Genomic DNA, 15,613 nt, shown 5'->3' with positions numbered 1-15,613 from the left:
CGGGCGCCCTCGACGGGCACGCGGGTCCGGACGTGCGAACGAGCCGGGCTGGACGACGAGGGATCGGGAGGCAGGTCGACATGCTGCGCAGGCTCGGCATCCGCGCCAAGGTGCTGGCGGTCCTCGCTGTGCCCGTGCTCGTCCTGCTGCTCACCGCGGCCTACATCACCACGCAGTCGGTGAGCGAGGCCCGCACCGCCGCCACCGTCCGCAGCGTCGTCGACGTCCTGCCGCAGTACGCCCGCACCGCCGAGGCGCTGCAGCAGGAGCGCACCCTGTCGCTGCAGCTCGTGAACGACCAGCCCAGCAGCGGCAACCTCGAGGTGTCGCGGGCCGCGACCGACCAGGCCGTCGCCGCGCTGGACGCGGCCCTGGACGGCGTGAGCCTGTCCTCGCTGGATCCCCGCGTCGCGCAGGCCGTCGACGACTCGCGGAACCAGCAGGTGCGCCTCGCGGACATCCGCGGCCGCATCGACTCGGGCTCGATCCCCGGGTCCCTGGTCGACAGCAACTACACCGACATCGTCTCCGCCGAGAACGACGTGCCCGTCGTCGTCGCCGAGACGCTCTCCGAGCGGTCCCTGGCCTCCCGGCTGTCCGGCTACGGCGCGATCGCCGACACGATCGAGCAGGTGCTGCGCTCGCAGCCGGTCGCGGTCGAGGTCCTCGAGACCGACGGCACCGACGCCACCGAGGTCCGCGAGCTGGCGTCGCTGTTCGCGGTGCAGGACAACGCCCGCTCCGAGGCCCGCACGATCACCAACAACCTGCGCGTCGACGGCATCCAGCTCCCGTCGCGCGACGCGGACCTCACGGCGATGCAGCTGTCGCTGGTGTCCGGCAACGAGCTGACGGTCTCCGCGCTCGACCAGACCCGGTGGAACGGCCTGGTCAACGCCGAGCTCGCCGCGCTCCGGCCGGTGGCCACCGACCTGCTCACCTCCGCCTCGGAGCGCGCGGACGTCATCGCGACCCAGGCGCAGGAGCAGGCCTTCATCACGGCGGGCAGCACCCTGGCCGCCGCCGCGCTGTCGATCGTGATCGCGTTCATCGTCGCCCGCGGGATCGTCGTCCCGATGCGCCGCCTCACCGCGGCCGCCGGCACGGTCCGCGAGGAGCTGCCCCGCCTGGTCGAGCAGGTGGCGGTCCCGGGTGAGAGCCCCGACCTCACGCTCGCCGACATCCCCGTCGAGTCGCAGGACGAGGTCGGCCGCCTGGCCCAGGCGTTCAACGACGTCAACGCCACCACCATCCAGGTGGCGCGCGAGCAGGCCGCCCTCCGCGGCTCCATCGCCGAGATGTTCGTGAACGTCGCCCGCCGCGACCAGGTGCTGCTCGGCCGCCAGCTGGCGTTCATCGACTCCCTGGAGCGCGCCGAGGAGGACCCGGCGACGCTGGCGAACCTGTTCCGCCTGGACCACCTCGCCACCCGTATGCGCCGCAACGCGGAGTCCCTGCTGGTGCTCGCCGGCATCGACTCCGGCCGCCGCCTGCGCGAGGCCATGCCGCTGTCCGACGTGGTGCGCACCGCCTCCTCCGAGATCGAGCAGTACGACCGCGTCCAGCTCGAGCTGCGCGCCGACCCGCTCATGCACGGCTTCAACGCCCTGGCCGCGGCGCACCTGCTGGCCGAGCTGCTCGAGAACGCGACGCTGTTCTCCGAGCCCGGGACGCCCGTCATCGTGCACACCGACGTCGACGGCGACCACGTCGTGGTCCGCGTGGTCGACCAGGGCCTCGGCATGTCGCCCGACGAGATCACCGCCGCGAACTCCACCATCGCCTCGACGTCGCCCACCGAGGCCCTCGGCGCCCAGCGCCTCGGCCTCTTCGTGGTGGCGCGCCTGGCCCAGCGCCTCGGCGCCCAGGTCGTGCTCGAGCGCGCGGTCGGCGAGGTGTCCGGCACCGCCGCCGTCGTCCGGTTCCCCGTCGGCCTGTTCACGGCCAACGACCCGGCGCTCGCCGGCGGCCACGGTGCGCCCCAGCGGTCCGCCGCGCCCACCACCGGCGCACTGCCCGAGGTCGAGGCGCCCGTCGCGGTGCCGGTCGACCTGGCCGCCCTCACCGACGGCGCCACGGGGACCGGCCTGCCGCGCCGTCGCACCGCCGACGCCCCGGCGGCGCCCGCCGCGCGCTCGGAGCTGCCGACCGAGCAGGACGTCGTCCTGCCCGCACCGACCGAGACCACGCTGTCGCCCGAGATCGCCGCCGAGGCCTCCGGGTGGACGCCGATGGTCGCGCCCGCCCCCGACGCCCCGGCGTCGCTGCCGTCCCGCGGCTCGCTGCCCACCCGCGGCGGCCTGCCCAGCCGCACCCCGGCACCGCCCGCCGAGGACCCGGCGCCCGTCCCGGCCCTGCCGGACGGCCCGCGCGGCGGCCTGTTCTCCAGCTTCCGCGGCCGGGACGCCGTCGTGCAGGCAGCCGACGACCAGCCGGTCGCCGACGACGCGCCCGCCGTCGAGCCCGAGGCCGCGCCGGTCCACCAGGAGGCGCCCGCCGTCGAGGCGACGGCCTCGCTCGCCGGCCCGCTCGACCACGAGCCGGAGATCACGGCCGAGGACCACGCCCACCTCGACGCGCTGTCCGCGCCGCTGACCGCCGGCCTGCCGGTCGTCCGCCCGGCCGTGCCGGTCGCGGAGGAGACCGCGCCGGTCGCGGAGGAGACCGCGCCGGTCGCCGAGGCCGAGCCGGAGCCGGAGGCGACGCCCGAGGCCGAGCCCGCCACCCTCGTGGTGCCCGGTCTCGTCCCGGACGAGCCCGCCGACCAGCACGCCTGGAGCGCCTGGGGCCAGCCCGCACCCGCCGCCGAGCCCGAGTCCCGGCCCGCCGTGGCCGAGGCCGAGGCTCAGCCCGAGCCGCTCTGGGCGCCGGCCGCAGCCGCGGAGGCCCCCGCCGCGTGGTCGGCCGAGGCCATGCCGGTCGCGGACCTCGCCCAGCCCGCCCAGCCGGCGCTGCCCACGCGCGGCGCCCCGATCGGGCGCGCGGACGACACGCAGCAGCTCGGCGCCCCGCTGGCGCCGCTGCCGGCGCCCGTCGCCGAGCCCGCGGCCTTCGCGCCGCAGGCGGCACCGGCCGCGCCGCCGGCTGCGTTCGCCCCGCCGGCTCCGTTCGCGCAGCCGTCGCCCGTCGCCCAGCAGCCCGCCCCGGCCCTCCCCGACTTCGCGACCCTGCTGCAGGGCGACGAGCAGCCCGAGCCCGCCCGGCGCACCCGGCAGAAGCGCTCGTTCTTCTCCTTCCGCCGCAAGGCCGCCGACACCGCGCCCGCCGAGCAGCAGGCCGCTGCGCCGACGGCGTCCCCGGCGCAGCCGGCCTGGCCCGCCACGTCCTCCCCGGCGGGTGCGCCGGTCCCGGCCGTGCCGGCGGCGCCGGTCGAGGCCCCCGCGCCGCAGGTCCCGATCGCGCCCGCCGCGAGCCAGGTCTGGAACCCGTCGGCCGCGTGGGCGCCGTCCACCGAGCCGGTGAGCCCGGTGGCCCCCGCCGAGCCGACCTGGTCGGCCGCCCCCGCGAGCGAGTGGGGCACGTCGCAGCAGGCCACCGACGCGCCCGGCTGGGGCTCGCCGGCGGCACCGGCAGCGGCCGGGGCCTACCCCGGCCACGGCGCGCCGCAGCCGTTCTCCGCGCCGCCCGCCGGTCCGGTCCCGGCGCAGCCCACCGCGCCCGCGTGGTCCGCGGCTCCGGCCGAGCCCGTGTGGTCGCCGGCGCCCGCTGCGCTCACGGAGCCCGCCGTCGCCTCGGCTTCCGAGCAGCCCGCCTGGGCCTCGGCGCCGACGGCTCCGCCCGCCGGCAACCCGCTCCCGACCCGCACCCGTGGCGAGATCCCGCCGCCCGTGCCGGAGCCCGGCGCGGCCCCCGCGGCCGACCGTCGTCCGCACCGCGACATCAGCGCGTGGGCGTCGTCCTGGTCGCCGGACGGCGGCACCGTCCCGCAGCCGACGCCCGCACCGTCGTGGTCGGCCCAGCCGGCCACCTCGGCGCAGCCCGCGCAGCCGGCGGCCGAGCCCGGTCAGCGGCCCGGCTCCATGGGGTCGGAGGCCGCGGCGATGCTCGCCCTGCGAGCCGACATCCAGGAGCAGGCGTTGAGCGAGCTGAGCCAGCTGTCCGCGTACCGGCCGCAGGTCGACGTGCCCGCCGGCGGCTCGCTGACCCGCCGCGTGCCGACCGCCATCCCGGCGGCACCCGAGATCTCGCAGCCCGACCCCGGGCAGACCACGGCGCGTGACGCCGACGGCCTGCGCGACCGGCTGTCGAGCTTCCAGTCCGGGACCCGCCGGGGGCGTCGCGCCCACGGCGAGCCCGACCAGGGGCAGACCGGCGACCAGCCGGAGCCGTCCCGCAGCGAGTCCGACCACCAGCCCGTCCCGCCGTCGCCGTCATGGTGACACCCGTCCCCGCAGCCGCAGCAGCGCCTGCATCACGTCAGGAGGATGTGTGACCACCCTCAGCACCGAGGCAGCCAACTTCGGCTGGCTCCTGGACAACTTCGTCCGGACCGTGCCCGGCACCCGGCACACGCTGGTGGTGTCGGCCGACGGTCTGCTCATGGCGATGTCCGAGCAGCTCGACCGCACCAGCGGCGACCAGCTCGCGGCGATCGTCGCGGGCATGTCGAGCCTGACCCGCGGGGCGGCGCGCCAGCTGCGCGCCGGCGACGTGCGCCAGGCCATCGTGGAGATGGACAACCTGTTCCTCTTCCTCATGAGCGTGTCCAACGGGTCCGTGCTCGCGGTCGTGGCGGACGCCACCTGCGACGTCGGCCTGATCGGCTACGAGATGGCGATGCTCGTCTCGCGGACCGAGGCCACGCTCACCCCGCAGCTGATCAGCGAGATGCGGGGCAGCCTGCCCATCGACGGCGCCGTGCGCGCTCCCAGCGTGTGAGGTAAGCCGATGAGCGAGAGCGAGTTCGAGACCAGGACCGTGCGTCCGTACGCCCTCACGGGTGGCCGGGTGCGGTCCGAGCGGTCCGACTACCCCCTCGAGGCACTGGTCGAGATGCTGCCCGCCGGCGTCTCGAGCCAGGGGCTCACGCCCGAGAAGCGGGCGATCCTGCAGCACGCGTCGCACGGCTACATCTCCGTCGCGGAGCTGTCGGCGCTGCTGCACCTGCCCCTGGGCGTCACGCGCGTCGTCGTGTCCGACCTGGCCGACGCCGGGTTCGTGCGCGTCCACACGTCCGCCCCGGTCGACAGCACCACCGGTGAGTCGCCCGCCCTGTCCCTGAGCGTCCTGGAGAGTGTTCTCAATGGCATTTCCGCCCTCTGACGCCGTGGCCGGCGCGACCACCACGGGTCAGCACGCCGTGCCCACCGCCCGTCCCTCGGGCGACTCGGGCGAGCTCGGCGCCGCGCCCACCGTCGTCAAGATCGTCGTCGCCGGCGGGTTCGCCGTCGGCAAGACCACGTTCATCGGGTCGATCTCCGACATCGAGCCCCTGAACACCGAGGCCGCGATGACCGAGCACTCGGTCGGGGTCGACGACGCGGGCGGCCAGTCCGAGCGCAAGACGTCGACGACGGTCGCCATGGACTTCGGCCGCATCGCGCTGCCGGGCTCCCTGTGGCTGTACCTGTTCGGCACCCCGGGCCAGGACCGGTTCCTGTTCATGTGGGACGACCTGGTGCGCGGTGCGATCGGTGCGGTCGTCCTGGTCGACACGGACCGCCTGGACCAGTGCTTCCCCGCCGTCGACTACTTCGAGTCGCGCGGGATCCCGTTCGTCGTCGGCGTCAACTGCTTCGACGGCGTGGCCAAGCACCGCCTGGAGGACGTGCGCGAGGCGCTCGCCATCCCGGCGCACGTCCCGGTGCTCTACACGGACGCCCGCTCGCGGACGGCCACCAAGCAGACGCTGATCTCGCTGGTGCAGCTCGCCATGGAGCGGCTCCGCAACGCGTGACCTCGTCGGCCCGCACGTCCCGCTAAGGTTCGGGACGTGCGGGTCTACGCCGACGGTTCCGCCCTGGTGCGCTACCTCCCGACCCCGGACCACTCGGTGGACTGGCAGCGGTGGGCGGAGCAGCACCAGGCGGACCTCCTCGTCACGTCGCTGTCCCTGAGCGAGCTGCGCCACGCGGTCGCCACGGCACCGGCGCACGTCCGCGCGCGCGTCCACGGCGTGGTCGACGCCATCGAGGTCGTGCGGTACTCGGACCAGGCCGTCGGCACCGCGGCGATGTCCACCGCGGTGCTGTCGCCGTTCGCGTCCCTGCACCTCGGCGTCGCCGTCGCGCACCCGGAGGTCACCGCCTTCGCGTCCTACGACCGGCGGCTGGTCGCGGTCGCCGCGATGCACGGGCTGGAGATCGTCTCGCCCGGGCTGCCCGACCGCTGGTGGGACGCCGCCGCGTGACGGGCCGTGGCTCGTGCGGCCGCCGGCGGACTGCCCTAGCGTCGGGCGCATGACGCAGATCGACCTCGCCGGGCGGACGGCGCTCGTGACCGGATCCACGCAGGGCATCGGGGCGGCCATCGCCCTCGGGCTGGCCCGGGCGGGTGCCCGGGTGGCGGTGAACGGCCGCAGCGCCGGCTCGGTCGAGTCCGCCGTCGCGGAGCTGTCCGCGGCCGAGGGCGTGACCGGCACGTTCCTGGCCGCGCCGGGGGACGTCACCACGGACGACGGCGTGGCCGCGGTGCTCGGCGTCGTCCCCGACGTCGACGTCCTCGTGAACAACCTCGGCATCTTCGGCGCCCGGCCGGCGCTCGAGATCACCGACGACGAGTGGCGCCGCTACTTCGAGGTCAACGTGCTCGCGGCGGTGCGCCTGATCCGCACGTACCTGCCGGGCATGTCGGCCCGCGGCTGGGGCCGGGTGCTCGACATCGCCAGCGACTCCGCGGTGGTGATCCCGGCCGAGATGATCCACTACGGGATGTCCAAGACGGCGCTGCTGGCCGTGTCCCGCGGCTTCGCCAAGGAGGCCGCCGGCACGGGGGTGACCGTCAACTCGGTGATCGCCGGGCCGACGCACACGGGCGGCGTCGAGGAGTTCGTCTACTCCCTGGTCGACCGCGACCTGCCGTGGGACGAGGCCCAGCGCGAGTTCATGCGCCTGCACCGGCCGCAGTCGCTGCTGCAGCGGCTCATCGAGCCGGAGGAGATCGCGAACATGGTCGTCTACCTGGCCTCGCCGCTCGCGTCGGCCACGACGGGTGGCGCGCTGCGGGTGGACGGCGGGTACGTCGACGCGATCCTGCCCTGAGCTCCTCGCCCACGGGCGCCGGGACCCCGCTGGTAGGGTCGCGGCGCAGTACGGGAGGGCTGGCTGAGCGGCCGAAAGCGACGGTCTTGAAAACCGTTGGGGCGGGACAACCCCGTCCTCGTGGGTTCGAATCCCACGCCCTCCGCGAGCACCGGCGCCGCGTCGAGGTGCCGGTGTAGTGTGACCGGCGCGGATGAGCTGGACAGGCGGCCGCGTCGAGCCCTCGGGCTCGCCGAGGAACGTCCGGGCTCCACAGGGCAGGGTGGTGGGTAACGCCCACCCGGGGTGACCCGCGGGACAGTGCCACAGAAAGCAGACCGCCGCCGGACGGCCTCCGGGCCGTGCGGCGGTAAGGGTGAAACGGTGGTGTAAGAGACCACCAGCGTGCCGGGCGACCGGTGCGGCTCGGTAAACCCCACCCGGAGCAAGGCCAGACAGGGAGCGTTCGAGGGCTGCTCGCCCGAGCTCCCGGGTAGGCCGCTGGAGGCGTGCGGCAACGTACGTCGTAGATGGATGGTCGCCACCCGCGCGAGGGCAACCTCGAGCGGGGACAGAACCCGGCGTATCGGCCAGCTCATCCGCACCACCTGGCCCGCGACCTGCGGAGTTGACGGCCGTGGGCCGCTGCCGTAATGTTCTCCAGGTTGCCCTGACGGGAGGAACAGACACCGAGCTTCGACTCGGAGGCTGGTCCCGAGGGGTAGCCACCCCCAGCACGATCGGCAGGACGCTTCGGCGTCCCCACGGTCGTGCCGGGCCGGGCTCTCGGATCAGCAATGTCGGAATGAACGCCGGCGCTGACGACCAGGAAAGCGCGGTAGAGTGGAAGGACCGCAGCCGGAATGAATGTCTCCGGCAAAGGTGATCCAGAAGCTCTGGTAGAGTCGAGGAACGTCACGTCGGATCGCAAGAACGGCAGGACGGGACGAAAGCTCTGATAGAGTGGAGGAACGCGAGGCCGAGGGAAACCACGGCTGAACGGACCAGAAGCTCTGGTAGATTTGAGAACGAGCCTCCGGCCAGGAGCCCGCAAGGGTGAGTGGGGGATGCGCGTCTGTTCTTTGAGAACTCAACAGTGTGCCTAAGTAGTTGATGCCATATCGGTGCATCGGCTCGGGTCGTCGCCTCGTTCGGGGTGGTGGTTCGTAGTTGGTGTGCTTTGTTGGTGTCGTGGGTTCGGCCCTGCTCCGTCTGGGTCGGCCCGCACAGCCATTTTGAACTGATCATCCCTTCGTCAGCGTGGGGGTGGTCGTCTCGTGTGTCGGTGGATCGCCGCCTTCGGGTGGTGGTTGCCATGTAGACATTAACGGAGAGTTTGATTCTGGCTCAGGACGAACGCTGGCGGCGTGCTTAACACATGCAAGTCGAACGGTGAAGCCCAGGCTTGCTGGGTGGATCAGTGGCGAACGGGTGAGTAACACGTGAGTAACCTGCCCCTGACTCTGGGATAAGCCTTGGAAACGAGGTCTAATACCGGATACGAGACGCTCGGGCATCTGAAGCGTCTGGAAAGATTTATCGGTCAGGGATGGACTCGCGGCCTATCAGCCTTGTTGGTGGGGTAAAGGCCTACCAAGGCGACGACGGGTAGCCGGCCTGAGAGGGCGACCGGCCACACTGGGACTGAGACACGGCCCAGACTCCTACGGGAGGCAGCAGTGGGGAATATTGCACAATGGGCGCAAGCCTGATGCAGCGACGCCGCGTGAGGGATGAAGGCCTTCGGGTTGTAAAACCTCTTTCAGCAGGGAAGAAGCGCAAGTGACGGTACCTGCAGAAGAAGCGCCGGCTAACTACGTGCCAGCAGCCGCGGTAATACGTAGGGCGCAAGCGTTGTCCGGAATTATTGGGCGTAAAGAGCTCGTAGGCGGTTTGTCGCGTCTGCTGTGAAAACTCGAGGCTCAACCTCGGGCTTGCAGTGGGTACGGGCAGACTAGAGTGCGGTAGGGGTGACTGGAATTCCTGGTGTAGCGGTGGAATGCGCAGATATCAGGAGGAACACCGATGGCGAAGGCAGGTCACTGGGCCGCAACTGACGCTGAGGAGCGAAAGCATGGGGAGCGAACAGGATTAGATACCCTGGTAGTCCATGCCGTAAACGTTGGGCACTAGGTGTGGGGCTCATTCCACGAGTTCCGTGCCGCAGCAAACGCATTAAGTGCCCCGCCTGGGGAGTACGGCCGCAAGGCTAAAACTCAAAGAAATTGACGGGGGCCCGCACAAGCGGCGGAGCATGCGCGGATTAATTCGATGCAACGCGAAGAACCTTACCAAGGCTTGACATACACCGGAAACTTCCAGAGATGGTTGCCCCGCAAGGTCGGTGTACAGGTGGTGCATGGTTGTCGTCACTCGTGTCGTGAGATGTTGGGTTAAGTCCCGCAACGAGCGCAACCCTCGTCCTATGTTGCCAGCGGGTCATGCCGGGGACTCATAGGAGACTGCCGGGGTCAACTCGGAGGAAGGTGGGGATGACGTCAAATCATCATGCCCCTTATGTCTTGGGCTTCACGCATGCTACAATGGCCGGTACAAAGGGCTGCGATACCGCGAGGTGGAGCGAATCCCAAAAAGCCGGTCTCAGTTCGGATTGGGGTCTGCAACTCGACCCCATGAAGTCGGAGTCGCTAGTAATCGCAGATCAGCAACGCTGCGGTGAATACGTTCCCGGGCCTTGTACACACCGCCCGTCAAGTCACGAAAGTCGGTAACACCCGAAGCCGGTGGCCCAACCCTTGTGGGGGGAGCCGTCGAAGGTGGGACTGGCGATTGGGACTAAGTCGTAACAAGGTAGCCGTACCGGAAGGTGCGGCTGGATCACCTCCTTTCTAAGGAGGCTTCTGGCACCTGCGCTTCGTGTGTGGGTGTGCAGAGACCAGGCCCGGACCGTACGCGTTCGGGGTGGTGCTCACGGGTGGAACATCAACTACGGCGACTCCTCGTGGGGTCGGCATCGCGTCAGTACTCCGCCTTCGGGTGGTCGGAACCTCGCACCGCTGATCTCGCCGGGTCGCCTGGGCACGCTGTTGGGTCCTGAGGGAACAGCCCGCTTTGGGGGTGTTGCTTCATGACGGGCCCGGTCGGTCGGTCGAACCGCTCACTGCTGTGATGGTGGGTAGGCGCCGGCGCGAGACTCGGGGATCGTTCGTTGTTTGAGAACTGCACAGTGGACGCGAGCATCTTTTAAAGTAATGTCTTTGTGGTCAAGTTTTTAAGGGCACAGGGTGGATGCCTTGGCACTAGGAGCCGAAGAAGGACGTTGTAGCCTGCGATAAGCCTCGGGGAGTTGGCAAACGAACCGTGATCCGAGGATGTCCGAATGGGGAAACCCCGCACGAGTCATGTCGTGTGACCCGCACCTGAATATATAGGGTGTGTGGAGGGAACGCCGGGAAGTGAAACATCTCAGTACCGGCAGGAAGAGATATTCCGTGAGTAGTGGCGAGCGAAAGCGGATCAGGCCAAACCGTATGCGTGTCAAGCCGGCAGGCGTTGCGTGTACGGGGTTGTGGGACCTTTCAGATGATTCTGCCGAGTCGTCAGGGAGTCAGAAAGCCGCGTTATAGTCGAAGGGCATTGAAAGGCCCGGCACAGAGGGTGGTACCCCCGTAGACGAAATGACGTGGCCTCCCGAAGGGGATCCCAAGTAGCACGGGGCCCGAGAAATCCCGTGTGAATCTGGCAAGACCACTTGCTAAGCCTAAATACTACCTAGTGACCGATAGCGGACAAGTACCGTGAGGGAAAGGTGAAAAGTACCCCGGGAGGGGAGTGAAATAGTACCTGAAACCGTGTGCCTACAATCCGTCGGAGCCTCCCTAGCAGGGGTGACGGCGTGCCTTTTGAAGAATGAGCCTGCGAGTTAGTGGTACGTGGCGAGGTTAACCCGTGTGGGGAAGCCGTAGCGAAAGCGAGTCCGAATAGGGCGATACAGTCGCGTGCTCTAGACCCGAAGCGAAGTGATCTAGCCATGGGCAGGTTGAAGCGCGGGTAAGACCGCGTGGAGGACCGAACCCACCTGGGTTGAAAACCGGGGGGATGACCTGTGGTTAGGGGTGAAAGGCCAATCAAACTTCGTGATACCTGGTTCTCCCCGAAATGCATTTAGGTGCAGCGTCACGTGTTTCTTGCCGGAGGTAGAGCCTACTGGATAGCCGATGGGCCCCACCAGGTTACTGACGTTAGCCAAACTCCGAATGCCGGTAAGTGAGAGCGTGGCAGTGAGACTGCGGGGGATAAGGCTCCGTAGTCGAGAGGGAAACAGCCCAGACCACCGCCTAAGGCCCCTAAGCGTATGCTAAGTGGGAAAGGATGTGGAGTTGCACAGACAACCAGGAGGTTGGCTTAGAAGCAGCCACCCTTGAAAGAGTGCGTAATAGGCTCACTGGTCAAGTGATTCCGCGCCGACAATGTAGCGGGGCTCAAGTATACCGCCGAAGGCTGTGGCATTCACATTTCAGGCAGGCCTTCGTGGTCCAGCCGTGTGGATGGGTAGGGGAGCGTCGTGTGGCGGGTGAAGGCCTGCGGGGTAACCCAGTGGTGGACGCCACACGAGTGAGAATGCAGGCATGAGTAGCGAATGACGGGTGAGAAACCCGTCCGCCGAATGACCAAGGGTTCCAGGGCCAGGCTAATCCGCCCTGGGTAAGTCGGGACCTAAGGCGAGGCCGACAGGCGTAGTCGATGGACAACGGGTTGATATTCCCGTACCGGCGAAGAACCGCCCATACCGAGCCCGGTGATGCTAAACGCCCGAGCCGCCGCACCGACTCCTTCGGGAGTCACCGCGGCGGGGAGCGCGTGACCCGATCCGGTAGTAGGTAAGCGTATTAACAGGAGTGACGCAGGAAGGTAGCCCAGCGTGGCGATGGTAGTCCACGTCCAAGGCCGTAGGGCGAGTGGTAGGCAAATCCGCCACTCACATAGCCTGAGAACCGATGGTGACAGCGTATGCTGGATGATTGGGTGATCCTATGCTGCCGAGAAAAGCTTCGACGCGAGGTTCTAGCCGCCCGTACCCTAAACCGACTCAGGTGGTCAGGTAGAGAATACCAAGGCGATCGAGAGAATCGTGGTTAAGGAACTCGGCAAAATGCCCCCGTAACTTCGGGAGAAGGGGGCCTGAAGCGTGTACCGGCTTGCCCGGGAAGCGTGGAGGGCCGCAGAGACCAGGGAGAAGCGACTGTTTACTAAAAACACAGGTCCGTGCGAAGTCGCAAGACGATGTATACGGACTGACGCCTGCCCGTTAATGGGGTGCTGGAAGGTTAAGAGGACGGGTCAGCCGCAAGGCGGGTCAGCCGCAGAATTTAAGCCCCAGTAAACGGCGGTGGTAACTATAACCATCCTAAGGTAGCGAAATTCCTTGTCGGGTAAGTTCCGACCTGCACGAATGGCGTAACGACTTCTCCGCTGTCTCAACCGCGAACTCGGCGAAATTGCACTACGAGTAAAGATGCTCGTTACGCGCAGCAGGACGGAAAGACCCCGGGACCTTTACTATAGTTTGGTATTGGTGTTCGGTGCGGCTTGTGTAGGATAGGTGGGAGACTGTGAAGCCGGCACGCCAGTGTCGGTGGAGTCAACGTTGAAATACCACTCTGGTCGCTCTGGATATCTAACCTCGGTCCGTGATCCGGATCAGGGACAGTGCCTGATGGGTAGTTTAACTGGGGCGGTTGCCTCCTAAAATGTAACGGAGGCGCTCAAAGGTTCCCTCAGCCTGGTTGGCAATCAGGTGGCGAGTGCAAGTGCACAAGGGAGCTTGACTGTGAGACTGACAGGTCGAGCAGGGACGAAAGTCGGAACTAGTGATCCGGCGGTGGCTTGTGGAAGCGCCGTCGCTCAACGGATAAAAGGTACCCCGGGGATAACAGGCTGATCTTGCCCAAGAGTCCATATCGACGGCATGGTTTGGCACCTCGATGTCGGCTCGTCGCATCCTGGGGCTGGAGTAGGTCCCAAGGGTTGGGCTGTTCGCCCATTAAAGCGGTACGCGAGCCTGGGTTTAGAACGTCGTGAGACAGTTCGGTCCCTATCCGCTGCGCGCGCAGGAAACTTGAGAAGGGCTGTCCCTAGTACGAGAGGACCGGGACGGACGAACCTCTGGTGTGCCAGTTGTTCCGCCAGGAGCACGGCTGGTTGGCTACGTTCGGAAGGGATAACCGCTGAAAGCATCTAAGCGGGAAGCCTGCTTCAAGATGAGGTTTCCACGCCCCCTCGAGGGGTGAGAGGCTCCCGGCTAGACCACCGGGTAGATAGGCCGGATGTGGAAGGCAGGACGCAAGACTGCCAGGCCTGACCGGTACTAATAAGCCGACAACTTCACCACAACACTTTTTGTTGCTACGCGTCCACTGTGCGGTTCCCGAACCACGAGCACCCCTGCACCCACACCGGTGCAGGCCCGTGTGCTTGACAGTTCGACAGAGTTACGGCGGTCATAGCGAAGGGGAAACGCCCGGTCCCATTCCGAACCCGGAAGCCTAAGCCCTTCAGCGCCGATGGTACTGCACTCGCCAGGGTGTGGGAGAGTAGGACGCCGCCGGAACATCATTCACGAAGAGCCACCCCGCGAGGGGTGGCTCTTCGTCGTTCCCGGACGATGCACGAGGCCGAGCCCGACCCGAACCGGTCCCGAGTCGCAGCCGGGTTCCGACCCGACACGAGCCCGGGGCCGGTGCCCGTCCGGCCACGGAAACCCGGCGTGCGAGCGGACGTGACGTACGACGACGACGCGGCACCCACGCGTGCGACGGCACGCACCGCAACGGCAGACGGAGCAGCGACCCCCGCAGTCCAGCGCGTTGTTCGGTGACGTCGTGCTGAGATCGGTGCTTCCCGAGATCGGTGCTGACATGCACCGATCTCGACGCAAGCACCCGATCTCCACGACGAGCGGGGCTCGACGACCAGCGGGGCTCGACGACGAGCCTGGGCAGGACGCCCGGCGCACAGCCCGGCGCAGGGACCGATGTCACCGAGCGCGTCGGGCGTCGACGTGTGCGGACGGGGGGCCAGAGGCGGCGTCACGCGGTGCCGGAGCCGGCGTTGCTGCGGTCGTCCCAGAGAGGGGGGCTGGGGGAGTCGTCGGCAGGCGTACTGGGTGCACCCGGCGTCCACCGTGCTCAGGAGGACTCCGCGGCCGGCGGTCGCTCGACCGCTACGCCTGTGCCGGAACGCGGAGGCTGGCGTCGGGAGTCAGGCCGGCCGGGCAGCCCGCACGTGGAGCCCGTGCCGGCGCTACCAGGCGGCTCGCTCCGCGAGGCCGAGCACGTACGACTCCCAGTAGGCGCCGGCGGCCGGGCCGCCGTTGCAGGTGCCGTCCGAGCGGCCGACGGTCTTGATCCACAGGTTCGCGACGTGCGGGCCGGTGCCGGTGGCTGCCGGCGCGGGGCCGAGCGCGCGCCCGTCGGGGTTGCACCACACGGTGCCGTCGGGGCCGGCGAGGGGTCCGTTGCCGTTGCGGGAGGTGTCGACGACGAACGCCTTGCCGCCGAGCAGGGCCGACAGGTACGTGCCGTAGGCGACCTCGTGGTCTGTGCGCTGGAAGTTCGACACGTTCGTGGAGAAGCCGGCGGCGCGGTCGACGCCGGCGGCGCGGAGCCGGAGGGCCATGTCGCGCAGGCTGCTCGGCGCTCCACCCGAAGGCTGTTGCTGCTGGCGGCGTCGAGGTAGACCTCCGCGCCCGCGGCGACGTACGCCTCGACGGAGTACCGGATCGTCGCGAGCCGCTCGTCGCGGTCGCCGCAGCGCTCGAGGTGCAGCAGCGCGTCGGGCTCGACGACGACGACGGCGGCGGACCCCCGCAGGCCGGCGGCGACGGCGTCCGCCCAGGCGCGGTACTCGGCGGCGCTCCCGAACCCGCCTGCGGAGTAGGCGCCGCAGTCCCGGTTCGGGATGGCGTAGGTGACGAACACCGGCGTCCGGCCGGCGGCCTTCGCGGCCGCGGCGTAGGCGCGCACGGTGGACGTGCCGTCGGCGGTCCCGAGCCAGCGGCCGCTGCCGCCGCCCGCCGCCTTGGCGAGCAGCGCGGCGTCGGTGGTCCGGCCGTCCGCCGCGGCGCTCGTGACGGCCCGGGCCAGGCTCGGACGTCGGGTCGGCGTACTGCGGCGCCGCGGACAGGACGGTCCGGTAGACGCGCTCGCCGGTGCCGGTGTCGGGCCGCGTGCCGCCGCCGGAACCGGGGCGGGTGGGGACGGGGAGCGCGGCGGGCAGGGGCAGCGTCACCACGGCGGGGACCCGCTCGGCGGTCGGGGCCGGCGACGACCAGAGGCTGGTGCCGGCCGTCGAGACCAGGTAGATCCGGGCGTGGTCCTTGACGACCAGCCGGGCGCCGGCGGACGCGGCGCTCGCCGGGCCGGACGACCAGAGCACGGTGTCGCCGGCCACGACCTGCAGCTCGCCGGCCGTGG

7 protein-coding genes, 1 tRNA gene, 3 rRNA genes, 1 other RNA gene and 1 pseudogene are annotated in these 15,613 nt (G+C 69.2%); 11 read left to right on the top strand and 2 right to left on the bottom strand.

Annotated features, from left to right (window positions below; translation table 11 throughout):
• The first annotated feature begins 80 nt into the window (after positions 1–80).
• The 11 genes from ACWPWW_RS09865 to rrf all read left to right on the top strand — a co-directional run bounded on the left by ACWPWW_RS09865 (position 81) and on the right by rrf (position 13,749).
• Complete coding sequence (locus ACWPWW_RS09865) at positions 81–4,379, top strand: nitrate- and nitrite sensing domain-containing protein (RefSeq protein ID WP_454050132.1); 4,299 nt, start codon at positions 81–83, stop codon at positions 4,377–4,379.
• 49 nt (positions 4,380–4,428) lie between these two features.
• The gene (locus ACWPWW_RS09860) at positions 4,429–4,878 is read left to right on the top strand and encodes a roadblock/LC7 domain-containing protein (protein WP_454050131.1); all 450 of its coding nucleotides are present in this window, start codon (positions 4,429–4,431) and stop codon (positions 4,876–4,878) included.
• 9 nt (positions 4,879–4,887) lie between these two features.
• Entirely contained in the window at positions 4,888–5,262 is a 375-nt protein-coding gene (locus ACWPWW_RS09855; RefSeq protein ID WP_454050130.1) for a DUF742 domain-containing protein, read from the top strand.
• Positions 5,243–5,896, top strand: a complete 654-nt coding sequence (locus ACWPWW_RS09850) for a GTP-binding protein (RefSeq protein ID WP_454050129.1) — start codon at positions 5,243–5,245, stop codon at positions 5,894–5,896. Before ACWPWW_RS09855 ends, ACWPWW_RS09850 begins: the two co-directional genes overlap by 20 nt.
• Positions 5,897–5,932: 36 nt before the next feature.
• Positions 5,933–6,349, top strand: a complete 417-nt coding sequence (locus tag ACWPWW_RS09845; protein WP_454050128.1) for a hypothetical protein — start codon at positions 5,933–5,935, stop codon at positions 6,347–6,349.
• Between the two features lie 49 nt (positions 6,350–6,398).
• Positions 6,399–7,199, top strand: coding sequence for an SDR family NAD(P)-dependent oxidoreductase (locus tag ACWPWW_RS09840; RefSeq protein ID WP_454050127.1), 801 nt, complete (start codon positions 6,399–6,401; stop codon positions 7,197–7,199).
• Between the two features lie 53 nt (positions 7,200–7,252).
• Positions 7,253–7,344: transfer RNA gene (locus ACWPWW_RS09835), tRNA-Ser, on the top strand.
• A 49-nt stretch (positions 7,345–7,393) separates the two neighbouring features.
• Positions 7,394–7,780: RNase P RNA component class A (gene rnpB / locus ACWPWW_RS09830), an RNA gene on the top strand.
• A 722-nt stretch (positions 7,781–8,502) separates the two neighbouring features.
• A 16S ribosomal RNA gene (locus ACWPWW_RS09825) occupies positions 8,503–10,027 on the top strand.
• A 373-nt stretch (positions 10,028–10,400) separates the two neighbouring features.
• Positions 10,401–13,530 (top strand): 23S ribosomal RNA (locus ACWPWW_RS09820).
• A 101-nt stretch (positions 13,531–13,631) separates the two neighbouring features.
• A 5S ribosomal RNA gene (gene rrf, locus ACWPWW_RS09815) occupies positions 13,632–13,749 on the top strand.
• The 16S, 23S and 5S rRNA genes sit together here, the layout of an rRNA operon.
• Positions 13,750–14,441: 692 nt before the next feature.
• Here the strand turns inward: rrf and ACWPWW_RS09810 are convergent.
• Positions 14,442–14,816, bottom strand: coding sequence for a glycoside hydrolase family 6 protein (locus ACWPWW_RS09810; RefSeq protein WP_454050430.1), 375 nt, complete (start codon positions 14,814–14,816; stop codon positions 14,442–14,444).
• A gap of 80 nt (positions 14,817–14,896) precedes the next feature.
• Positions 14,897–15,229 (bottom strand): annotated as a pseudogene (locus tag ACWPWW_RS09805) (glycoside hydrolase family 6 protein); the annotation flags it as partial.
• Positions 15,230–15,613: the final 384 nt, after the last annotated feature.

Source organism: Cellulomonas sp. Marseille-Q8402, assembly GCF_965119525.1.
Note: the sequence above shows the minus strand (reverse complement) of the source record. Positions and strands in the feature narration are given on the sequence as shown.

Excerpts from the sequence above, each read along its gene's own strand:
- ACWPWW_RS09865 (WP_454050132.1), top strand. The coding sequence starts at position 81 with ATGCTGCGCAGGCTCGGCATCCGCGCCAAGGTGCTGGCGGTCCTCGCT.
- ACWPWW_RS09855 (WP_454050130.1), top strand. The coding sequence starts at position 4,888 with ATGAGCGAGAGCGAGTTCGAGACCAGGACCGTGCGTCCGTACGCCCTC.
- ACWPWW_RS09850 (WP_454050129.1), top strand. The coding sequence starts at position 5,243 with ATGGCATTTCCGCCCTCTGACGCCGTGGCCGGCGCGACCACCACGGGT.
- ACWPWW_RS09840 (WP_454050127.1), top strand. The coding sequence starts at position 6,399 with ATGACGCAGATCGACCTCGCCGGGCGGACGGCGCTCGTGACCGGATCC.
- ACWPWW_RS09810 (WP_454050430.1), bottom strand. The coding sequence starts at position 14,816 with ATGGCCCTCCGGCTCCGCGCCGCCGGCGTCGACCGCGCCGCCGGCTTC.